This window comes from Qipengyuania nanhaisediminis (assembly GCF_900115585.1).
Taxonomy (GTDB): Bacteria; Pseudomonadota; Alphaproteobacteria; order Sphingomonadales; family Sphingomonadaceae; genus Qipengyuania; species Qipengyuania nanhaisediminis.
Window position 1 is genome coordinate 229360 of the sequence record NZ_FOWZ01000003.1, and the last position, 22200, is coordinate 251559.

Consider the following 22200-nt stretch of genomic DNA (forward strand, 5'->3'; position numbering starts at 1 on the left):
GAGCCTGCCGGGATTGCCATCCTTGGGCGGACAACTTTCCCGGCAGGCTGGGAGGCCGGACGATGGAACTGCTTGCGCATATCCGCCGCCCGATCGGAGGAGCCTTAGAACTTGTAGGTAAACCCGGCGAGGAAGCGACGACCGTATTCCTGGTAGTCGATCACTGCCCGCGGTTCCGGCACGTCGAATTGCGACACGAAGGGCTGGTTGGTCAGGTTCTGGCCCTGGACGTAGATCGACAGGCCTTCCAGCGCGCTACCGGGCTGGAATTCGTAACCGATCTGGGCATCCACGATGGTTTCGGCACGAGCCAGGCGGCGCGTGATGTTGCCACCGAAGCCGGTGAAGTCCGCGAGGAATTCGGAGCGATAACGCACACTACCGCGAGCGCTGAAGCCGTTGAGATCGTAGTAGAGCGTGCCGTTGGCCACCCACTTCGAATAGCCCGGGATCTGGTCCACATTGCCCTGGGCATTTTCGATTTCGGTCTTGGTGTAGCCGACGCCGCCGGTCGCACCGAAGCCCTGAAGGCCCGAAACGAAGGCATCGAACGGCACGGTTGCCGAAAGTTCGGCACCGTAGAAATTGCCGCCGCCGGTATTCACTTCAGAGCGCAGCAGGCCGATCGTCGTGGCGGGCGGGTTGCCTGCCGGAAGCGGGAAGGCGCTGTAATCGAAGACCTGGACGTCGCCGTCGATGTAGCTGACCAGATCCTTGTAGAACAGCTGGGCTGCGACGACGCCGGCACCGCCTGCGAAGTATTTCTCGACGTTGAAGTCGACCGCATTCGCGCGATACGGGCGCAGCACCGGGTTGCCGCCGCTGCCGTCGATGAACGGATACTGGCCGGTCGGGCTCTGGCCGTTATTGGTTTCGACGAGGCCGTAGCCGATCGCGACGCGAAGATCATCAAGCTGGGGGCGCTGGATCTGGCGGCTGGCCGCCAAACGGAAGACCCATCCGCTATCGAAACGCAGCGACAGGTTGGCGCTGGGCAGGATGTCCCAGTAATTGTCGCCGAGCGACAGATCGACGCGCTCCTGGCCGCCGTCTCCGTCGAGATCGACGAAAGCGATGCCGGTCGAGTTCTGCTCGGTGTTTACCGCCTGAACGCCGAAATTACCGGTCAGCTCGCCTGCGCCGAGGTCCTGCTGGACGTCGAACTGGAGGTAGGCGGTCATCAGCTTTTCGGTGATGCCATATGCCTTGGCCGGGATGTCGTTGCTGTCGTTCGCTTCGAGGATCAGCGTACCGTCCGCGATCAGGTCGCGCACATCGTAGCTGACGATCGGGCCGAGACCGAGATAGCCGAGGTCGGTCGGACGCAGCAGCGCGCTGCTCGGGATCGCGAGTTCGGTCGCACCGCCCGAAGGCATCACGAAAAATTCGTCCGGCGTCAGGCTCTTGCTGCGATCGGTGTAGGACAGGCCGAAGTTCGCCTTTGAGATGAAGCCCTCAAGTTCCTTCGCAACGCCGAGGCGGTACTGGAACAGTTCGTCTTCGATGATGCGGTTGTTGTAGTAACCGGCCTGGACGCGGCTGCCGCCCCAACCCAACGGGTCGGTCAGCACGATCTGGTTGGGATCGCTGTAGTCGAGCGTCGGCTGGAAGCTGGTGCCCTCGGTGTCCGAGAAGAACTGGATCGTGTCGGTGGCGCCGACACCTGCGTTATAGCCGGTGCCCGAGTAGCTTTCGATGCTCAGCTCGTTGCGGTCGGTGCGCGAGAAACCGAAGTCGAAGAAAGCGCTCCAGCCATCGTCGCCCTCGTAGTCGAGGTTGAGGCCGCCCGAATAGAGATCGGCTTCGCGCTGGAAGACGTCGTTACGGACTACGCCTTCGACGTTTTCGAAAGTACCCTGTTCGGCAAACCCGCCGAAGGGACCGTCGACCACCGTTGCGGTGTTCGGGTCGAAGGTGGTGCCGAACGCGAGCGGCAGTTCGATACCGCGCTTGGACTGGTCATCGTCAAAGTTCGAATAGAATCCGTCGAGCGTGACCATCAGCGTCGGCGAAGCCTGCCATTGCAGCGTGCCGTTGACGCCGATGCGGGTCAGCTGGGTGGAAGTGACGAAGCTCTTGCTGCCGCCGATGACGAAGGGGCTGCCCGGTTCGCCATTCCCGGCATAACCCCAGGCGTTGAATTCCTGCAGCTGGTAAGGTTCGTCCGTATAGGCGGCCGACAGCGCGATACCGAGCGTGTCGTCGGCGAACTGGTCGACATAGGTCGCGTTGGCGCGGTAGCCGAATTCCTTGGAGCCGGCATTCAGCGCGCCGAGATCGGCGTAGGAACCCTTGGCCCCGATTGCGAAGATCTGCTCGCCCGTTTCGAGCGGGCGGATGGTGCGTACGTCGATCGTGCCGACGAGGCCCTGGCCCACCAGGCTTGCCGACGGGCTCTTGTAGACGAGCACCTGGTTCACGACTTCGGAGGGATACTGGTCGAATTCGACAGCACGGTTGTCGCCGGTCGACGTCTGCTCGCGGCCGTTGAGGAGCGTTTGCGAGAAGTCGGGGCCGAGGCCGCGAATGGCGATGACGTTGGCGCGGCCGTTGAGGCGCTGCGACGTCACACCGGGCAGGCGGGCGATCGATTCACCGATCGAATCGTCGGGCAGCTTGCCGATGTCTTCGGCAGTCACCGATTCGAGGATCAGGTCGCTGTTGCGCTTCTGGGCGACCGCAGTTGCAAGCGCTTCGCGAAAACCGCTGACGATGATGACGTTCTCTTCGTCGGCTTCGTCGACCGGCTGGCCTTCTTCTTCCTGGACGGTGGTTGCCGGCTGCGTGTCCTGTGCAGCGGCGATCGACGGATACATGCCGCCGACCAGTGCCAGTGCCAGAACCGGAACGCTGCTGGTCCCGGCAAGATGCTTGCGAAATGCCATTTCTGTGCTCTCCCAGATGGCCGTCCTGTTGTCTTTGCCAGGTCCGGCTCGAATACCCCACAGGCGGCGGAACACCGGCCTGTATGCGGCTATCGATAGGTCCGGGCGGGGGTCTGGCGGAAGACAGCATACGTATACGCATACTGCCGCCGGACCTTCGAGGTGCGGAAATGTCACAGCCGTTTCAGGGCAGATTCCGGCGGAGATTGGCAGTTTTGCCGGATAGTCCTATGGTCGGGCCATGGGCAGGTTTTCCTGTCTGGAGGAGAGAGATGGGACGCAAGCCGACTGGTCGCCCGACCAGTTTCGACATCGCCTATGCCGCCGGCGTTTCGCAGCCGACCGTCAGCCGTGCGCTGCGCGGCGATCGCTCGGTGAGCGAGCAGACGCGCCAGAAGATCCAGCAGATCGCGCGCGACCTGAACTACACGGTCGACAAGAACGCGTCATCGCTCCGCTCACAGCGTTCGAACACGATCGCCTTGTTGTTCTTCGAGGACCCCACGCCCGACGAAAGCATGATCAATCCCTTCTTCCTCGCCATGCTCGGTTCGATCACGCGGGCCTGCGCGGACAGGGGGCTGGACCTGCTGATTTCCTTCCAGCGCATGGAAGACGACTGGCACGTCAAATACCAGGACAGCCACCGGGCCGATGGCCTGATCCTGCTCGGTTATGGCGATTACACGACCTATACGCCGAAACTGGAAAAGCTCGTGGCGCAAGGCACGCACTTCGCGCGCTGGGGGTCGGTCAGTCTTGATTCCAGCGGTGCTACGGTGGGCACCGACAATGTCGACGCAGGCCGCAAGGTCGGCAAGCATCTCGTCGGTATCGGCAAGCGTAATATCGCCTTTCTGGGAGAGGCGGATGAAACCTGTCCCGAATTCCTCGGTCGTTATACGGGCCTGTGCAAGGTGATGGAGGAGGCAGGACTTCCTGCGCCGCCGCGCTTCGATGCGATCACGACCGAAGAGGCGGGTTACGCAGCGGCCAAGGCGCTTCTATCCGGCGGCCAGCCCTGCGATGCGATCTTCGCCGCAAGCGACCTCATCGCGATCGGGGCCATGCGCGCGATTGCGGAAGCCGGAAAGCGCGTGCCCCACGACATCGCCGTCGTCGGTTTCGACGATATTCCTGCGGCCAGCCTCACGACCCCTCCGCTGACCACCGTGATTCAGGACGTTAAGGGCGCAGGCGAAACGCTGGTCGAGGCTCTCCTAGCCCAGATCGACGAGCGCGAAGTCAAACCGCGCAAGCTGCCGGGCGAGCTGGTGATCAGGGGCAGCACCACGCAAAACTGACGCGCTACGTATTCGTATACGTGTTTGCGAAAGGGCCTACTTCGTGCGAGCCATCGCAGCGTGACCGGGCACCAAGTCCGGCCGGGGAGAGGAATGTACGATGGCGACTTCGGCCGCACCACTACCGACGCGCAAGCCGCAGATGGGCTGGGGACAGCTCGCCAATATCAGTTTCGGCTTTTTCGGCATCCAGATCGGGTTCGTGCTTCAGAACTCCAACATGAGCCGGATCTTCCAGACCGTGGGGGCATCGCTCGACGATCTACCCGCCTTGTGGGTTGCCGCACCGCTCACCGGCCTGATCGTACAGCCGATCATCGGCCACCTGTCGGACAAGACCTGGAACCGTTTCGGGCGGCGGCGGCCCTATTTCATGACCGGCGCGATCCTGGCTGCGCTGTCGTTGCTGCTCATGCCGCTCGCGCCTGCCTTCGGCGCGCCGCTGCTGTTTGCGGCGGCCTTGCTGTGGGTGCTCGACGCCAGCCTCAACATCTCGATGGAGCCCTTCCGCGCGTTTGTCGGCGATATGCTCGACAAGTCGCAACACGCCACGGGCTATGCGGTGCAGACGGCGTTTATCGGGGCGGGCGCGGTGGTCGCGGCCATCTTCCCTTGGCTGCTCGAGCAATTCGGCGTCAGCAATGTCGCACCTGCAGGCGAGATCCCCGATACCGTCAGGTGGAGCTTCTGGGCCGGTGCCGCCGCCCTGTTCGCGGCGATCGGATGGACCGTCGTTTCGACGAAGGAATACAGCCCGGAGGAAATGGCCGCATTCGAGGCCGAGCGCGAGGTCGAAGCAAGCCAGAGCGTGCGTGCCCTCGCTGCGAAAACCTACACCTCGGCAGCCATTTGGCTAATCGCTGGCGGTGCGGTCATCCTTGCGGTCTCGCCGCTCGGTCTGGAGAAGGAAATCCTGCTCCTGGGCGGCTTGCTCGTCGCTTACGGTCTGCTCAGCGCGATCGGTATCTCGATGGCCAAGCAGGGCAAGCACGCGAATATGCTGTCCAGCATCGTCGGCGATTTTTCCGGCATGCCGGACACGATGAAGAAACTGGCCGTGGTCCAGTTTTTCAGCTGGTCGTCCCTTTTCATCATGTGGATCTATTCCGGACCGATCGTCTCGCAATATTTCTTCGGTAGCGCCGATCCGACCACCGTGGCCTATAACGAGGGTGCGAACTGGTGGAACCTGATTTACACCGTGCAGAACGCCGTGGCGGCGGTTGCGGCGCTGGCAGTCCTCCCACTGTTGTCCAAGCGTATCGGCAAGGCGCGCACGCATATGACCTGCCTGCTTCTGGGCGCGCTCGGTTTCCTCGGCTATTTCTTCCTTCGCAACCCCAACCTGCTGATCGTTTGCGAGGTCCTGAAAGGGATCGCCTGGGCGTCGATCCTTGCCATGCCTTACGCCATCCTCGCCAGCAGCCTGCCGCAGGCCAAGCTCGGCATTTACATGGGGCTGTTCAACATCTTCATCGTGGTGCCGCAATTGCTGGTGGCGACGGTCATGGGCAGCGTGATGAACGCTTTCTTCCCGGCCGATCCGATCTGGACGATGCTGTTCGCCGCTGCGAGTTGGACGGTGGCGGCACTCGCCATGCTGAGGGTGTCCGTGCCCGGGGAGACGACCAATGCGTAAGCTCATTCTCGGAGCAGCCGCAGCAGCTCTCGTCGCGGGCGGCGCCTATGCGATGTCGGGCACGCCCGAGGAGCCTGCCGGCGATACATGGGAGCCGCGAGAGACCGTCACGATCGAGCATCCCGAATGGTCGGGCGATGCGGTCCTGTACCAGATCAACACCCGTCATTTCACCAAGGACGGCACTTTCGCCGCCGCGCAGGAGCAGTTGCCGCGCCTGAAGGAACTGGGCGTCGACATATTGTGGCTCATGCCGATCCACCCGATCGGGGAGGAGAACCGCAAAGGCACTCTGGGTAGCCCCTATTCGGTGCAGGACTATTACGCAGTGAACCCGGAATTCGGCACGGAGGAGGAATTCCGCGCCTTCGTCGATGCCGCGCACGAACAGGGTTTCAAGGTGATCCTCGACCTCGTCGCCAATCACACGGCGTGGGATAACGCCCTGCGCAGCGAGCATCCCGACTGGTACGAGAAGACCTGGGACGGCGATTTCCGCCCGACCCCGTGGTGGGACTGGTCCGACGTCATCGACCTCGATTGGTCGCAGCCGGGCGTGCGCGAGCACGTTGGCGGGGCGATGGAATATTGGGTGCGCGAATTCGGCGTCGATGGATACCGCGCCGACGTTGCGGGCTATGTCCCGCTCGACTTCTGGGAGACCGCGCGTGCGCGTCTCGAGGCAATCAAGCCGGTCTTCATGCTCGGCGAGGTCCAGCAGACTGCGTGGCACCACAAGGCTTTCGATGCGACCTATGCGTGGGACTGGCACAACACCACCAAGAACGTGGCGCAGGGCAAGGGCAATGCGACCAGCTTCTATGGCTATTACGCCGAGAACGAGAGCCTGTGGCCGCGCTCGGCCATGCGCATGACTTACATCGAGAACCACGACAGCAATGCGTGGGAAGGCACGATGGAAGAGAATTATGGCGCCGCGCTCGAGGCGATGACCGCCCTGTCTTTCACCGGCGAAGGCTTGCCCCTGATCCATAACGGGATGGAAGCCTGCAATGCCAAGCGGCTCGAGTTTTTCGAGCGCGACCCGATCGACTGGCAGCAGGACCCGGCTTGCACGTACGGAGACCTGCTCGCTGAGCTGATCGCCTTTCGCAAAGCCAATCCCGCACTGGAGAACGGGCAATGGGGCGCGCGGATGCAACAAGTTGTGACCGACAAGCCGCAACAATTGTTCGGTTGGGTGCGGCAAGAGGAAGGCAACAAGGTCGTCGGACTGTTCAATTTCTCCGGCTCGCCAGTGACGGCGACGCTTTCCGACGGGCTGGCTGCCGGGACCTACGATGAATTCCGCGGCGAGGAAGGGGTGGAGCTTGAAGCTGGCGCCATCGTGGAAGTGCCTGCGTGGGGATTTCGACTGCTGTCTTCGGGCGTGAATTAGGCGGTTCGGTCACTCTCGCCGTTTCCGGCTTGCAAACAATCCTATCCTGCACGCGACCAAATGGCGCTTGCGGGATCGCAGGGTTCTGGCCATCTCGGAGCCTCGCCGATAGAGAATTTGCAAAGTCCGGGCCCGACCGTCGATGACCCTTACCCACCTCCAGCGGCTCGAAGCCGAAAGCATCCACATCATGCGCGAAGTGGTGGCCGAGGCGGACAAACCCGTTATGCTGTATTCGATCGGCAAGGACAGCGCGGTGATGCTGCACCTTGCGAAGAAGGCTTTCTACCCGTCGCCGCCGCCCTTTCCGCTGCTTCACGTCGATACGACCTGGAAGTTCAAGGATATGTACGATCTGCGCGAACGCAGTGCGCAGGAAGCGGGCATGGAACTGCTGGTGCACCGCAACCCCGAAGCCGAGGAGATGGGTATCAACCCCTTCGACCACGGCCCGCTCCACACCGATATGTGGAAGACGCAGGGGCTGAAGCAGGCGCTCGACAAATACCGTTTCGATGCGGCTTTCGGCGGGGCACGTCGCGACGAGGAAAAGAGCCGCGCGAAGGAGCGTATCTTCTCCTTCCGGACGGCCAGCCACGGCTGGGACCCCAAGAGCCAGCGTCCCGAGCTGTGGAACCTCTACAACGCCCGCAAGAAGAAGGGTGAGAGCATCCGCGTCTTCCCGCTCTCCAACTGGACCGAGCTCGACATCTGGCAGTACATCCATCTCGAAAATATCGAGATCGTCCCGCTCTACTATTCCGCCAAGCGCCCGACCTTCGAATATGAAGGCGGCCTGTTCATGGCCGACGATATCGAACGGCTGGAAAAGGTCATGGGCAAGCGCCCTGAGATCACCGAACGATCGATCCGTTTCCGCACGCTGGGTTGCTTCCCGCTGACCGGTGCGGTCGAAAGCGAGGCGGCGACACTTCCCGAGATCATCCAGGAGATGCTGCTGACGACCACGTCGGAGCGGCAGGGTCGGGTGATCGACAAGGATTCAGGTGACGCGTCGATGGAGAAGAAGAAGCAGGAGGGCTATTTCTGATGTCCTCTGATACCTACAAGACCGACGCGCTGATTGCCGAAGACATCGAGGCCTATCTCGACAAGCATCAGCACAAGACGATGCTGCGCTTCATCACCTGCGGCAGCGTGGACGATGGCAAGTCGACCCTGATTGGGCGCCTGCTTTACGATTCCAAGATGATTTTCGAGGACCAGCTTGCGGCGCTGGAAAGCGATAGCAAGCGCGTCGGGACGCAGGGCCAGGATATCGATTTCGCGCTGCTGGTCGATGGTCTTGCCGCCGAGCGCGAGCAGGGCATCACTATCGACGTCGCCTATCGCTTTTTTGCGACCGAGAGCCGCAAGTTCATCGTCGCCGATTGTCCGGGTCACGAGCAGTACACGCGCAACATGGTGACCGGTGCATCGACCGCCGATCTTGCCTGTATTCTCATCGATGCGCGCAAGGGCGTGCTGGTCCAGACCAAGCGCCACAGCTTCCTGTGCCACCAGCTCGGCATCAAGAACCTCGTCCTCGCCGTCAACAAGATGGACCTGATCGACTACGATCAGGAAAAGTACGACGCGATCATCGCCGACTACGAAGAGTTCGCAAAGAGCATCGGCATCGAGAGCTTCACTGCGATTCCGATCTCGGGCCTTGCGGGCGACAACATCACCACGAAGTCGGAAAATACGGCTTGGTACGATGGTCCCACGTTGATGGAGCACCTTGAAGCGGTGGAGGTCCGTTCCGATGCGAACCTCGACAAGCCGTTCAGCATGCCGGTGCAATGGGTCAATCGTCCGAATCTCGATTTTCGCGGGTTCTCGGGCCTGATTTCGACGGGCAGCGTCAAACCGGGCGACCTGGTGCGATCGCTCCCTTCGGGCAAGACCAGCACGGTCAAATCGGTCGTGACGATGGAGGGCGAACTCGAACAGGGCGTTGCCGGCCAATCTGTCACCATCACGCTCGAAGATGAAATCGACTGCTCGCGCGGCGATGTTCTGGCCGCGGCCGACAACCCGCCCGAAGTGGCCGACCAGTTCGAAAGCACGATCGTCTGGATGGACGAGGATCCGCTCGTCGTCGGCCGTGCGTACTGGATGAAGATCGGCACGCAGACGGTCAGCGTGACCGTTGCCGAGCCGAAATACGAGATCAACGTCAACACGATGCAGCACCTTGCTGCCAAGACGCTTGAACTCAACGCAATCGGCGTGAGCGAGATCACCACCGACAAGCAGATCGTGTTCGAAGCCTATGCCGACAACCGCGCGCTCGGCGGCTTCATCCTGATCGACAAGATCACCAATCGCACCGTTGGCGCGGGCATGCTGCATTTCAGCCTGCGCCGCGCACAGAATGTGCACTGGCAGGCGACCGACATCACGCGTGACGATCACGCCGCGATGAAGAACCAGCGGCCCCGCGTATTATGGTTCACCGGTCTGTCCGGCTCGGGCAAATCGACCATCGCCAACGAAGTCGAGAAGAAGCTGGCGCTGATGAACCGCCACACCTTCCTGCTGGATGGCGACAATGTCCGTCACGGGCTCAACAAGGACCTCGGCTTTACCGAAAGCGACCGGATCGAGAATATCCGCCGCATCGGGGAAGTGGCGAAGCTGATGACCGATGCGGGCCTCATCGTGCTGACCGCCTTCATCTCGCCGTTCCGTGCGGACCGCCAGCTGGTGCGCGACATGATGGGCGAGGGCGAGTTCATCGAGATCCACGTCGATACCCCGCTCGAAGTGGCGGAGGCTCGCGATGTGAAGGGCCTCTACAAGAAGGCGCGAGAGGGCAAGCTCAAGAACTTCACCGGCATCGACAGTCCTTACGAGGAACCGGAAGATCCCGAAATCCGCGTCAACACCGTGGCAATGAGCCCCGAAGAAGCCGCGGATTACGTGATTTCGAAGATTTTGCCGCTGAAGTGACCGACACGATCAGTCGACGAAATCGTCGACCCGCTCAATCACGATTGCCGGAGCCATGCCGCCTGCCGCGCACATGGTGACGAGGCCATAGCGCTTGTCCTGGCGCTCCAGTTCGTCGACCATCGTGCCGATCAGGATGGACCCGGTTGCACCGATGGGGTGACCAAGCGCGATCGAGCCGCCGTTCACATTGACCTTGTCCCAATCGAGGTCGAGGTCGCGCACGAACTTTGCCGCCACGACGGCGAAAGCCTCGTTGATCTCGTAAAGATCGATGTCGTCTTTGGTCAGGCCCGCCTTTTCGAGTACCTTCTTGGCGGCCGGGACAGGTGCATTGAGCATCAGCGTGGGATCGTCGCCCATGTTGGCGGTCGCAACGATACGAGCGCGCGGCTTCAGACCGTGCTTCTGCGCATATTCCTTGCTGGTAACCAGCACGGCTGCCGCACCGTCGACCACGCCCGAGCTGTTGCCTGCGTGGTGGAAGTGCTTGATTTGAAGGTCGGGATATTTGGCATTCACGAGACCGGCGAAAGTCGTGCCGTTCTTGTCGAGCGGGACGTTGGCGATCTTCGCGAAGGCGGGCTCCAGTTCGGCAAGACCTTCTCTTGTGGTCTGGGGGCGGGGATATTCTTCCTTGTCGAGCACCACATTGCCGTCATCGTCGAGGACCGGCACGACCGACTTGTCGAAACGGCCTTCCTCGATCGCTGCAGCGGCGCGCTGCTGGCTGCGATAGCCGACTTCGTCCAGCTCTTCGCGGGTAAAGCCTTCCATCGTCGCGATGGCATCGCCGCACACGCCCTGGTGGCTCTGCGGGTGCTTGCGCATCAGGCGCTCGTTATAGCTGCCCATCATCGGCGGGCGCATTCCGGCGGCCATCTTTTCCTTCGACATGGCGGCGGTCAGGCTCATCATCTCGGTGCCGCCTGCCACGACGCAGTCTTCCATGCCGCTCATCACTTGGGCTGCGGCGAGGGCGACGCTGGTGATGCCGCCGCCGCAGAACCGGTCTAGCGTCGTGCCTGACGAGGTGATGTCATAGCCTGCATCGAGCGCAGCCATGCGGCCAAGGTCGCCCGCCTGCATTCCGTCCTGCGTGCTGACCGACCAGATCACGTCGTCCACGGTCGCGGTGTCGAGATCGTTGCGGTCCTTGATCGCCTTGAGACAGGTCGCGGCGAGGTGCTGCGGATGCATTGCCGCCAGCGCGCCCTTGCCCTGCTTGCCGATCCCGCGCGGGGTGCGGACGGCGTCGATGATATAGGCTTCGGACATGGCGTGTTCCTCTCTCGGCTTGTCGAATCTTGCGGCTTTTGCCGGTTGACGTTTGCGTAAACCTCCCGCAGCAAGGGCGCAAGAACAGTTTCTATTTGCAATGGAGAGAGCGAGCATGTCGGAAGAAGTCCTGACCGAAGTGGACAACGGTGTCCTGATCGTCACGATCAACCGCCCCGAAGCGAAGAATGCGATGACGAAGGCCGCGGCCGAAGGGATTGCCGCAGCGATGGACCGGCTCGATGCGGAAGACGACCTGCGCGTCGGAATCCTGACCGGTGCAGGCGGCACCTTCTGTTCGGGCATGGACCTCAAGGGCTTCCTGCGCGGCGAATCGCCTAGCATCGAAGGGCGCGGTTTCGGCGGTATCGTCCAGGCTCCCCCGAAGAAGCCGCTGATCGCCGCAGTCGAAGGTTACGCGCTGGCAGGCGGGCTCGAACTGATGATCGCCTGCGACCTGGTGGTTGCGCACAAGGATGCGAAGTTCGGCATTCCCGAAGCCAAGCGCGGCCTTGTGGCTGCGGCAGGCGGCGTCATGATGCTGCCCGACCAGATCCCGGAACGGGTCGCCATGGAGCTGGCGCTGACCGGTGACTTCATCGGCTCGGAACGGGCGTACGAGCTTGGCTTCATCAACCGTGTGACCGATGGCTCCGCTCTCGACGGGGCGAAGGAACTTGCTGCCAAGATCGCGGAAAACGGACCGCTGGCGGTTCGCGTATCGAAGCAGATCATGAAGGAATCGCGCGGCTGGGCGATGGATGAACGCTATGACAAGCAAGCCCAGCTGATCGGCCCTGTCTTCGTGTCCGAAGACGCGCGCGAAGGCGCGGCCGCCTTTGCCGAAAAGCGCAAGCCGAACTGGAAGGGCAAATAAGCCCCGTACCGACAAGAGGATAATCGAGAGGAACCCCATCAATGCCCGTCATCGACGTACCGCAGCCGGAATTCATGGAAGACGAGGAGATCTCGATCTTCGCCGACGCCGTCGGAAAGTTCTACCAGCAGCATGCCCCCGAAAAACGCATCCTCAAGTGGCGCGAAGAAGGCCAGGTCGAACGCGATTTCTGGCGTGAAGCGGGTGAGGCGGGCCTTCTCGGCGTATCTGTGCCGGAGGAATATGGCGGCCACGGCGGCGATTTCCGGCACGAGATGGTGGTCATCGACCAGCAGGCGAAGCACGGCGTCGAAGGCTTCGCTGCCAGCCTGCACAACACCGTCATCCTGCCTTACCTCGTGCGCCACGGCACCGAAGAGCAGAAGAAGAAGTACCTGCCCAAGCTCGTCACCGGCGAGCTGGTGAGCGCGATTGCGATGACGGAACCGGGCGTCGGCTCCGACCTGCAGAGCATTACCACCACGGCACTGAAGGACGGCAACGGCTACCGCATCAACGGCGCCAAGACCTATATCTCCAACGGTCAGACTGCCGATTTCATCATCGTTGTCGCCAAGACCGACCCGAACGAGCGCGCCAAGGGCATTTCGCTCATGCTGCTCGAGACGGAAGGCGCCGAAGGGTTCCAGCGCGGCAAGAAGCTCGACAAGATCGGCATGGATGCTGCGGATACCTCGGAGCTGTTCTTCGACGATGTCTTCGTCCCGGCCGAAAACGTGCTCGGCGGTGAAGAGGGCAAGGGCTTCTACCAGCTCATGGGCGAATTGCCGCAAGAGCGCCTGATCATCGCCATGGGCGCCATGACAGGAATCGAGAAAGCGCTCGAGACGACGATGGAATTCGTCAAGTCGCGCAAGGCTTTCGGCCAGACCATCTGGGATTTCCAGAACACGCAATTCGTCATGGCTGACCTGAAGGCGCGGGCGACCGCGGCGCGGGTCTTCGTCAACGACTGCATCGAAAAGCACCTCCAGCGCGAACTCAGCGTCGATACGGCCTGCATGGCGAAGTACTGGGTCACCGAACTGCAGGGCGAAGTGGTCGACAAGTGCCTGCAATTCCACGGCGGTGCCGGCTATATTAACGATTACCCGATCGCCCGCATGTACCGCGACAGCCGTATCACCCGCATTTTCGGCGGTTCGAACGAAGTCATGAAGATGGTGATTGCCCGCTCCATGTAGTTCCTTCCCCTCCCCGCTCGGGCTAGGCCGTTACCAAGCCTGACGGGGAGCGGACGCTTGCGCAGAAGAAAGGCCAGACCGATATCGCGATACGGCTTGCTGATGGCGGCATTCGTCGCCGTCGCGATGATATTCGGCGGGGGCGGTTCGCCGAGCCCGAAGGCGGAAATCATTGTCCAGCTGGGTTTCGTCGCTGCGCTGATCGGCTGGGTGTGGTGGGCGCCCGGCAGGCATGACGAACCCTTGCTGCCCGTTCCGCGCGAGCTTGTCTGGCTTGGCGGTATCCTGATTGGCCTACCGCTGTTGCAACTGGTACCTTGGCCACCGGGACTCTGGCAGGCTTTGCCCGGTCGCGAACTGGAAACCGCGTCGCTCTCCCTCTTCGGCGGAGCCGCAACCTGGCAAACGATCAGCGTCAGTCCTTCGAGAACCTTAGCCGGTCTGCTTGCGCTGGTCCCTGCCGTTGCAACCATGTGGGCGACTGCAAAACTGCCGCCGCACGATCGGCGAACAATCATTCTTACAGTAGCTTGCCTTGCCCTGGAGCGGCGTTCGGGATCACGACGCGCGGGGTAGCGGGCTGCTGCCGTTCGATATCCGCCGCTTCGCCCTGCGTGAGGGCATGGAACAGCGATGCCTGGTTCAGGGCGGCGTCTTCCCACAGCAACCGGGCGAGATGCTTTTTCCAGGCGTTGCGCGAAGTAATCCAAGGATCGAGCATGCCGTGGGGGCTTACCACCAGCGGTTTGCCCGTTCTCCGCGCCCAGTCGCCCGCTGCCTTCACCGGATATTGCCAGATGCCGTGAAGGTGGAGCAGGTCCAGCTTCGCGGCATCGAGCAAAGCCCGCAATCCGGGCGCATAGGCAAGCGCAGCAGGGCCCCGGGGCGTGGCCAGATGCCGCTCGATACCTTCGAGACGCCAGGCGTCCTGTGCTGCGGCCTCGTCCTCGACACCCAGCACGACGGGCAGGGCGCCGAGGCTGCGCAGCATCTCTGCCTGCGCGACTACGGCTTCGAACACGCCGCCGTTGCGGCGGGAGACCCACGAGGACAGCAGGCCGACCCGCTTGCCCGCGAGGGGGGAGGGGTTGCTCAGGCCTCGACGACCTTCTGTTCGATAGCGCCGAAGATCGAGTGGCCTTCCGCGTCCTTCATTTCCACGCGGACCGTATCGCCGGGCGCCATGAACCGCGTCTTGGCCTCACCATCGGCAATCGTTTCGATCATGCGGATTTCCGCGATGCAGCTATAGCCGAGGCCGCCTTCGGAAACAGGCTTGCCCGGATCGCCATCGGGGCCCTGGTTGGAGACCGTGCCCGATCCGATGATCGTGCCCGCACCCAGATCGCGCGTCTTGGCGGCATGGGCCACCAGGTCCGCGAGGCTGAAAGTTGCATCGACGCCCGCATTGGCGCGGCCGAAGGGTTCGCCGTTGTAATCGACCATCAACGGCAGGTGGATGACGCTGCCTTTCCACGCATCGCCAAGCTCGTCGGGAGTGACGGCAACGGGGCTGAAGGCGCTCGCCGGCTTGGACTGGAAGAAGCCGAAGCCCTTTGCCAGTTCGCCCGGGATCAGACCGCGTAGCGACACGTCGTTCACCAGCATGACCAGCTTAATGTGGTCCGCCGCCTCTTCGCTCGAGACGCCCATCGGCACGTCATCGGTGATGACCGCGATTTCGCCTTCCATATCGCAGCCCCACTTGGTGTCCTTGAGCGGGATGTCGTCGCGCGGGGCGAGGAACTTGTCGCTGCCGCCCTGGTACATCAGGGGGTCGTGGTAGAAGCTCTCCGGCACTTCCGCGCCGCGCGCCTTACGCACCAGTTCGACGTGGTTGATATAGGCCGAGCCGTCTGCCCACTGGTAAGCACGCGGCAGGGGCGAATGCGCCTCGCGTTCGTGGAAGCGTTCGCACGGCACGGTCTGGTGCTCGACATCGGTGTAAAGCGCATTCAGCTTCGGCGCGATCTCGTCCCAATTGTCGAGCGCGGCCTGCATGGTGGGCGCGATGTTGTCGGCGGCGCAGTAGCGGGTGAGGTCTTTCGATACGACCACCAGCTTGCCGTCGCGGGTTCCGTCCTTGAGTGTGGCGAGCTTCATGGGGTCATTTCCTCTCTGGATTGTCGATTTGGTTGTCCGGATGGGCGCGCTGGAAAGCGGGCAGGGCCAGGCAGGCCTGTTCGATCCGGGTGATGCGGGGCTTGTCGCTGAAGTGGAAGCCGAACCGCTGCGCGTTGTAGACCTGCGGCAGCAGGCAGACTTCGAAGAAGCCGGGCGCGTCGAACAGGAAGTCGCCCGTGTCCAATTGCGCGAGCCGCGCTTCGAGCGGGTCGAGCGTGCGCGCGAGCCAGTGGCGATACCATACGCCGATCTCGTCCTGCGACTTGCCGTATTCATTGGCGAGGTACTTGAGTACCGGCAGGTTCAGCGGCGCATGCAACTCTGTCGCAATCGCATATGCGAGTTCGCGCGCGACGTAGCGGTCTTCGATATCGGAAGGCAGCAGCGGCTGTTCGGGATAGGCGTCGTCGAGCCATTCCAGCTGCGCCATCGATTGGACCCGATCCTTGCCGTCTGCTTCCAGCAGCGGCACCGATCCGAAGGGATTGCGGCTGGTGAAGGCTTCGCCCTTCTGTTCCGAGGTGAGCAGGTTCACCGGGACGTATTCATACTCCAGACCCTTCAGCTCCAGCGCGATGCGCAGGCGGTAGCTCGTCGAGGAGCGGTAGTAACCGTGCAGCTTCATCATGCGGCGTCTCCTACAGAGTGGAACATGTGGAACACGGTCCAGGCGAAATAAACGCGGGACCCGCCAAACCCGTCGAAACCGGGGCACAGGACGGGTTCGGAGCGGTTCATACGAACCTGATGCCCGTGTTCCTGAAAGTAGGAAAGCACATCAGAAAGCGGCGATCCCCGTGATGGCGCGGCCAAGGATCAGCGCATGAACGTCATGCGTGCCTTCGTAGGTGTTGACCGTTTCCAGGTTCACCATGTGACGGATCACCTGATATTCTTCGGAAATGCCGTTGCCGCCGTGCATGTCACGCGACTTGCGGGCGATATCGAGCGCCTTGCCGACGTTGTTGCGCTTCACGATCGAGATCATGTCGGGGGCGAACTTGCCCTCGTCCATCAGGCGGCCGACACGCAGGGATCCCTGCAGGCCGAGCGCAATCTCGCTCATCATGTCGGCAAGCTTCAATTGGTAAAGCTGCTTGGAGGCAAGCGGCACGCCGAACTGCTGGCGGTCGAGGCCGTACTGGCGCGCGGCGTGGAGGCAGAATTCCGCAGCACCCATGGCGCCCCAGCTAATGCCGTAACGCGCACGGTTGAGGCAGCCGAAGGGACCCTTGAGGCCCTGCACTTCGGGCAGCAGCGCATCGGCGCCGACCTTGACCTCGTCCATGACGATCATGCCGGTGGTCGATGCACGCAGCGATAGCTTGCCTTCGATCTTGGGAGCGGAAAGACCTTCCATGCCCTTTTCAAGGACAAAGCCGCGAATGCCGCCGCCATGCGCCTCGCTCTTCGCCCAGACGACGAAAACGTCGGCGAAGGGCGCGTTGGAAATCCAGGTCTTGGAACCGGAAATCTTGTAGCCGTCGCCATCCTTTTTCGCGACGGTCTTCATGCCGCCCGGATCGGAACCCGCGTCGGGTTCTGTCAGGCCGAAGCAGCCGATCAGTTTGCCGCTGGCAAGGCCGGGCAGGTACTTCTTCTTCTGCTCTTCCGAACCATAGGCATGGATCGGGTACATCACGAGGCTGGACTGGACCGAGGCCATGGAGCGGTAACCGCTGTCGACGCGTTCGATCTCGCGGGCGATCAGGCCGTAGGCGACATAGCTCGCACCGGCGCCGCCGTATTCTTCGGGCACGGTCGCGCCGAGCAGACCGGCCTGTCCCATCAGCGGGAAGAGTTCGGGCGCATCGAGCTCTTCGCGATAGGCGTCCGTGACGCGCGGCTGCAGTTCGCTTTGCGCGAACCCGTGCGCGGCGTCGCGGATCATCCGCTCTTCCTCGGTCAGCTGGTCTTCGAGATTGAAGGGGTCGTCCCAGGCGAAAGGCACCATGCCGGCCATATAGTCTCCTCTGTTACGTGATTGCCGATGGCACCATGCGCTGTGCGGTGCAAGGGGGAGTCAGGCGACTTCTGCGCCGTGACCGGTGAACAGGGCGTATTCGGTTTCGTCGCACAGGCCCGTCACCCATTCATCGCCCACTTTCAGCCAGGCGTGGAAGCGGTTTTCCTGGGCGCCGTCCAGCCGGGTTCCGATGAAGAGGTCCGCTTCGATACCGCGACGCTGCAACATGCTGCGTGCGGCAAGTGCTTGGGGCAGGCAGTTGGGTGAACCGGGCACGTTGCGAAGCGCCCTCGCGATGGCAAAGCGCGTGCGTCTCGTGACTTCCAGCTCGGCTCCTTGGGGAGTGCCGGTGCGCGGTGCGCCGACCGATACGAAGCGTTCATGCCACCTCCCCGAGGCCACTCCGGCCACCAATGCCTTGGCGTAAAGCAGCGCGGCCATGGCCTCGAACGTGGCGAGGCGATCGGCGCTGTCGAGCGCGAGAAAGGTGCGCAGCTTCGGCATTACCGCGGCAGATTACCACGTTTTCGGGCGGAAAGCCTCAATTTACGTGGGGCAGCGCCTTGCGGCAGTCCTCGGTACACTCGCGGCACATCTTGGCGCAGAGCTGGCAATGCGGATTGTCATGCTGCGAACATTCTTCGGCGCAGGTCTCGCATGCCTTGATGCAGGCTTCCATCTGGGCGCGAAGGACATCGATGTTCTGGGCCGTGCGGCGAACGGCAAGGCGAGCCGTGGCAGCGCAGACTTCGGCGCAGTCGAGGCAGTTCCGGATGCACTGCGCCATATCCATGTCCTCTGCCACGCAGGCATCGGCGCAGGAGGTGCAGAAGAGCGAGCACAGCATGGCATGGCGTGCAGCGAGGACGAGTTCCTCGGTCTCGTTTTCGACTTGCGGATGGGCTGCGATCATTGACGGAAGCGACATAGCGATCTCCTTGAATTGCCTTGGCTTTCAATCAAGGCAATGGAGCGCCAGCCGCTTCGTTCCGGCAATGGGGTCAGTGGTGCGCGGCGGCCTGCTGAACCGAGTGGATCACCTCTGCCGGGGGGCAGGGCTTGGACAGGGCGGTGGCTTTGGGAAAGCGTTCGGCAACCTGTGCCGGCGTGATCTGTCCGGAATGGAAGATGACCTGCACGTCCTCTGCCATCATCTGTTCGGCAAGCGGATAGACGATGCCGTCACCCAGCTGCACATCGAGGATCGCGATATCGGGCTTGTTTTTCTGATAGGCCAGCATGGCGGAAGAGAGGTCGTCGTAGGGACCCTCCACCAGATATCCTGCTTCCGAAACGGTGTCGCATAGGTCGTAGCCGACGATCAGTTCATCCTCGGCAACTAGTATGCGCAGTGGTTGTTGCTGTCCCATCCTGCTCTCCTCACGCGCGCTGACCCAATGGACTCAACGCGCACGGAAGAAAAGGTTCCCGCGGTCAGGCGGTGGAGCCGTACTTCTGCTTGAACGCCTCGGTATCGCCGCCTGCCAGTAGCGCTGCCTGGCCGACCCAGTCATCGCGGCGGATGCGGCCCTGGAAGCGTCCGAGCTGTGCATCGACACGCTCGATTTCGGTATCGTCCCACGCCGCGATCTGGTCGAACCGCGTAACGCCGAGTTCGCCAAGCGTGGCGGCAAGCTTGGGGCCCACGCCCTTGATACGGGTCAGGTCATCGCCGCCGGTGCCCTTGGCGACGGAAGGGGTGGTCGGCACGGCGGGATCCTTCGCCGCGGCGGGTGCGCTGTCGATCAGCGCGGCATTGCGATGGGCCTTGTCTGCGCCCTCGTCGAGCACGTCGCTCTTCGCGCCGGTCACGCGGGTGCGCCGGGTAGAGCGGAAGAGATAGAAGGCAACGACGATACCGATCAGCAGTGCGACCAGTATCAGCGGCCATTGTTCGGCGACCAATTCGCTCATGACGTTTCCTCTTGGCTTTGTTCAGTGGGGGAGGGATCGGGCGCGCGGCCCCAGATCACCCATCCGATGGCAAGGCCAAGCCCGTAGGCGGCCAGCATCAGGGAAGTGGTTTCCAGCCAGATCGGCATCAGCGTGGTCCCGGCGTATCGACAGGGGTGGGGGTCACCGGCTCGATGCGGATGACGGAAAATTCGATGCGGCGATTGGCGGGATCGTCCGCTTCCAGCCCTTCGACAGGTTCGGCGGATCCGACCCCGCGGGCGCGCAACCCGTCGCGCGGAATGCCCCGGCGCACAAGGGCTTCCCGCACTGCACGGGCGCGATCCTGGCTGAGCGCAAGGTTCGTTTCTTCGCTGCCGCTGCGGTCGGTATGGCCGATGATCGCGATGATCGAGCCAAGACACGGGCGCAGCGCATCGGCCACTTCGCCAATCAGGATATTGCTGGTGTCGAGCAATGCGGCGCTGCCTTCCTCGAACCGGATGGAACGCGTGCGCAGCAGGGTTTCGACATCGTCCTGGCAGTGGAGCGGCTCGAAATCGATCTCTCCCGCCGAGGCATTAGCCCAGCCGTCTTCCCAGCTGATACCGCCGACGCCCGGCAATCCCGCGACCAGCTTGGCGGCGCGATCCCGTGTTCCTTCGTCGAGATTCTCGCCGCCCGAAAGCATGGGGTGACGGATCGGAGCGCCTTGCTTCGTTTCGAAACGCGCGGTGACCGGTTCGTAGCCCGCTTCGGCAATCGCGGTCTTCGCCCGTTCGTCGAGGCGCTGCGCCAGCGCTTCTGCGCCAGGCTGGCTGCCGACATAGCCGAGCGCCACGACGAGGGCGGCACCAAGAGAGATGGCAAGGGCTGGGCGGGCGTTCATGACATCCGCCTTCTAGCCGCGCGCCGCAGGGGTGCAAGGCCCACGGCGCGCGCTATGCGCAGACTTACGTCTGGGCTTCGGCCGTGCGGGCGAGTTCGACGAATTCCTGCCGCCAGAAATCACGCTGACGCCCGGCAAGGCGGACCACATCGTCCCAGGAATAGTCGGCGAGAAGCTCGTCGCCGCGCAGTTTCTGGCCATAGGCAGCCACGGCTGCGGCAAAAGCGAAATCTCCCTGCGGCAGGCGCTGTGTGGCCAGTCGCTTGGCAGGCAGGCGATACTGTAGCAGTTTCGATTTGGAGCCGCCCGGAAGCTTATAGCGCAACTGGACGAAGGCGGCCTCGTTCGCATCGCCCGCCTTGGCTTTGCCGCGATTGCCTGCATAGCGGCGCTCCCCGATCCAGCCCTTCGCGCCCGTGGGGATCACTTCGTAAAGCGCCGTCACCTGGTGACCGGCACCGATATCGCCTGCATCGACCCGATCGTTTGCGAAATCCTCTTCCCGGAGCGCTCGGTTCTCATATCCGATCAGGCGGTACTGGCTGACGACCGCGGGATTGAATTCGACCTGAATCTTCACGTCCTTGGCGATGGTGAAAAGCGTCGAGCTCATTTCGTCGCGCAGCACCTTCTTCGCTTCTAGCGCGCTATCGATATAGGCGTAATTGCCGTTACCGTGATTGGCGATCTGCTCCATCATGGCTTCGTTGTAATTGCCGGTCCCGAAGCCGAGCGTGGTCAGCGTGATGCCGCTGTCGCGTTTCTTCTCGATCTTGTCGATCAGGGCATCGGTGTCCGACATGCCGACGTTGAAATCGCCGTCGGTGGCGAGGATCACGCGGTTGACGCCGCCCTCGATGAAGCCCTGCTCCGCCATGGAGTAGGCGAGGTCCAGTCCGGCCGCGCCAGCGGTGGAGCCGCCTGCGCCCAGCCGGGCAAGCGCCGCGCGCACCTTGGCAGGATTGCTGGTCGGCTCGAGCACTACGCCGGTGGAGCCGGCGTAAACGACGATGGAAACCTTGTCGTCGCGGCTCATTTCAGAGGCGAGGCCGGACAGCGCGCGCTTGACCAGAGGCAGCTTGTCGGGGCTGTCCATCGAACCCGATACATCGACAAGGAACACGAGGTTTGCCGCCGGGCGTTCGCTACGCGGCAGGTCGTATCCCCGCAGGCCCACGCGGACCAGCTTGGCCTCCTCGTTCCAGGGGCTGGCCGCCGTGCTCAGCGTCACCGAGAACGGCTTGCTGCGATCTGCGGGCGCAGCATAGTCATAGCGGAAGTAGTTGATCATCTCCTCGGTCCGCACGGCATCCTGCGGAGGCAGCTGGCCCATCGTCAGGAACCGGCGCGCATTGGCATAAGCACCGGTGTCCACGTCGACCGAGAAGGTCGAAACCGGCTCATTGGCGGTGACCCTGATCGGCGAGACTTCTTCTCCGGCGTAGCGTTCGCGGTCTTCGGGCGGGATCATCATGTCGTGATCGCCAATCCAGGGCGCGGCCACGGAAACCGGTGGGGGAGGGGCCATGGCCATCTCCGCGCTTTCGTAAGCCACGCCCATCTCGGCAGGTGCTTCGATGTCGACTGTCGTGACGCGCTCGTGCTTTTCGCTGCCATCCTTGACGCCTTCACACCCGGCGAGGGCCATCATGAGGGCGGCAGTCGAAACGAAGGCAAGCGAGCCTCCGGCCATGCGGGTTGTGTTGTCCATTTTATTCCTCTCCACGATTCGCTCTCCCTATGTGATGTTATTACATAAATTGAGGCATCAACAAGGCAAGAA

21 protein-coding genes are annotated in these 22200 nt (G+C 62.5%); 8 read left to right on the forward strand and 13 right to left on the reverse strand.

Annotated elements, in window-relative coordinates:
• Window positions 1-104 precede the first annotated feature (104 nt).
• Window positions 105-2885: a TonB-dependent receptor gene (locus tag BM173_RS09930; RefSeq protein ID WP_090480896.1), complete on the reverse strand. Its 2781-nt coding sequence runs from the start codon at window positions 2883-2885 to the stop codon at window positions 105-107.
• A 272-nt stretch (window positions 2886-3157) separates the two neighbouring features.
• Here BM173_RS09930 and BM173_RS09935 point away from each other — a divergent pair, with 272 nt between their 5' ends.
• From BM173_RS09935 to cysN, 5 genes are all read left to right on the forward strand, one after another.
• Window positions 3158-4189, forward strand: a complete 1032-nt coding sequence (locus BM173_RS09935; RefSeq protein ID WP_090480899.1) for a LacI family DNA-binding transcriptional regulator — start codon at window positions 3158-3160, stop codon at window positions 4187-4189.
• 100 nt (window positions 4190-4289) lie between these two features.
• Window positions 4290-5828 (forward strand): MFS transporter, encoded by a 1539-nt coding sequence (locus BM173_RS09940; protein ID WP_090480902.1) that lies wholly within the window; start codon window positions 4290-4292, stop codon window positions 5826-5828.
• On the forward strand, window positions 5821-7227 hold the full coding sequence (locus BM173_RS09945) for an alpha-amylase family glycosyl hydrolase (protein ID WP_090480905.1): 1407 nt from the start codon (window positions 5821-5823) through the stop codon (window positions 7225-7227). The genes BM173_RS09940 and BM173_RS09945 overlap by 8 nt, the downstream gene beginning before the upstream one ends.
• Before the next feature lie 142 nt (window positions 7228-7369).
• Window positions 7370-8278, forward strand: a complete 909-nt coding sequence (gene cysD, locus BM173_RS09950; RefSeq protein ID WP_090480908.1) for a sulfate adenylyltransferase subunit CysD — start codon at window positions 7370-7372, stop codon at window positions 8276-8278.
• Window positions 8278-10185 carry a sulfate adenylyltransferase subunit CysN gene (gene cysN / locus BM173_RS09955; RefSeq protein WP_090480911.1) on the forward strand — a complete coding sequence of 636 codons (1908 nt, stop codon included), beginning with the start codon at window positions 8278-8280 and terminating at the stop codon, window positions 10183-10185. Before cysD ends, cysN begins: the two co-directional genes overlap by 1 nt.
• Before the next feature lie 9 nt (window positions 10186-10194).
• On the opposite strand, the gene BM173_RS09960 is transcribed toward cysN, so the two are convergent.
• Window positions 10195-11463, reverse strand: coding sequence for an acetyl-CoA C-acetyltransferase (locus BM173_RS09960; RefSeq protein ID WP_090480914.1), 1269 nt, complete (start codon window positions 11461-11463; stop codon window positions 10195-10197).
• Window positions 11464-11578: 115 nt separating this feature from the next.
• Here BM173_RS09960 and BM173_RS09965 point away from each other — a divergent pair, with 115 nt between their 5' ends.
• From BM173_RS09965 to BM173_RS09975, 3 genes are all read left to right on the forward strand, one after another.
• The gene (locus BM173_RS09965; protein WP_090480917.1) at window positions 11579-12340 is read left to right on the forward strand and encodes a crotonase/enoyl-CoA hydratase family protein; all 762 of its coding nucleotides are present in this window, start codon (window positions 11579-11581) and stop codon (window positions 12338-12340) included.
• Window positions 12341-12381: 41 nt separating this feature from the next.
• A complete protein-coding gene (locus BM173_RS09970; protein ID WP_090480920.1) occupies window positions 12382-13545 on the forward strand; it encodes an acyl-CoA dehydrogenase family protein in 1164 nt (387 codons plus the stop codon).
• A gap of 102 nt (window positions 13546-13647) precedes the next feature.
• Complete coding sequence (locus BM173_RS09975; protein ID WP_090480923.1) at window positions 13648-14121, forward strand: hypothetical protein; 474 nt, start codon at window positions 13648-13650, stop codon at window positions 14119-14121.
• On the opposite strand, the gene BM173_RS09980 is transcribed toward BM173_RS09975, so the two are convergent.
• The 11 genes from BM173_RS09980 to BM173_RS10025 all read right to left on the reverse strand — a co-directional run bounded on the left by BM173_RS09980 (window position 14066) and on the right by BM173_RS10025 (window position 22128).
• On the reverse strand, window positions 14066-14566 hold the full coding sequence (locus tag BM173_RS09980) for a glycosyltransferase (protein ID WP_090480927.1): 501 nt from the start codon (window positions 14564-14566) through the stop codon (window positions 14066-14068). The genes BM173_RS09975 and BM173_RS09980 overlap by 56 nt on opposite strands.
• 71 nt (window positions 14567-14637) lie before the next feature.
• Window positions 14638-15648, reverse strand: coding sequence for a fumarylacetoacetate hydrolase family protein (locus BM173_RS09985; protein WP_090480929.1), 1011 nt, complete (start codon window positions 15646-15648; stop codon window positions 14638-14640).
• A gap of 4 nt (window positions 15649-15652) precedes the next feature.
• Window positions 15653-16294 (reverse strand): maleylacetoacetate isomerase, encoded by a 642-nt coding sequence (gene maiA / locus BM173_RS09990; protein ID WP_090480932.1) that lies wholly within the window; start codon window positions 16292-16294, stop codon window positions 15653-15655.
• 153 nt (window positions 16295-16447) lie between these two features.
• Window positions 16448-17623, reverse strand: a complete 1176-nt coding sequence (locus tag BM173_RS09995; protein ID WP_090481565.1) for an acyl-CoA dehydrogenase — start codon at window positions 17621-17623, stop codon at window positions 16448-16450.
• A gap of 69 nt (window positions 17624-17692) precedes the next feature.
• Entirely contained in the window at window positions 17693-18139 is a 447-nt protein-coding gene (locus BM173_RS10000) for a lasso peptide biosynthesis B2 protein (RefSeq protein WP_090480934.1), read from the reverse strand.
• 37 nt (window positions 18140-18176) lie between these two features.
• Window positions 18177-18563 (reverse strand): four-helix bundle copper-binding protein, encoded by a 387-nt coding sequence (locus tag BM173_RS10005; RefSeq protein ID WP_090480937.1) that lies wholly within the window; start codon window positions 18561-18563, stop codon window positions 18177-18179.
• A gap of 73 nt (window positions 18564-18636) precedes the next feature.
• Window positions 18637-19005 carry a response regulator gene (locus tag BM173_RS10010; protein ID WP_245755848.1) on the reverse strand — a complete coding sequence of 123 codons (369 nt, stop codon included), beginning with the start codon at window positions 19003-19005 and terminating at the stop codon, window positions 18637-18639.
• 64 nt (window positions 19006-19069) lie between these two features.
• The gene (locus BM173_RS10015; RefSeq protein WP_090480940.1) at window positions 19070-19549 is read right to left on the reverse strand and encodes a hypothetical protein; all 480 of its coding nucleotides are present in this window, start codon (window positions 19547-19549) and stop codon (window positions 19070-19072) included.
• Window positions 19546-19677 (reverse strand): hypothetical protein, encoded by a 132-nt coding sequence (locus BM173_RS14870; RefSeq protein ID WP_263617722.1) that lies wholly within the window; start codon window positions 19675-19677, stop codon window positions 19546-19548. The genes BM173_RS10015 and BM173_RS14870 overlap by 4 nt, the downstream gene beginning before the upstream one ends.
• On the reverse strand, window positions 19677-20417 hold the full coding sequence (locus BM173_RS10020; RefSeq protein WP_090480943.1) for an OmpA family protein: 741 nt from the start codon (window positions 20415-20417) through the stop codon (window positions 19677-19679). Before BM173_RS10020 ends, BM173_RS14870 begins: the two co-directional genes overlap by 1 nt.
• Before the next feature lie 64 nt (window positions 20418-20481).
• Window positions 20482-22128, reverse strand: a complete 1647-nt coding sequence (locus BM173_RS10025) for a vWA domain-containing protein (protein WP_090480945.1) — start codon at window positions 22126-22128, stop codon at window positions 20482-20484.
• Between the last annotated feature and the right edge of the window lie 72 nt (window positions 22129-22200).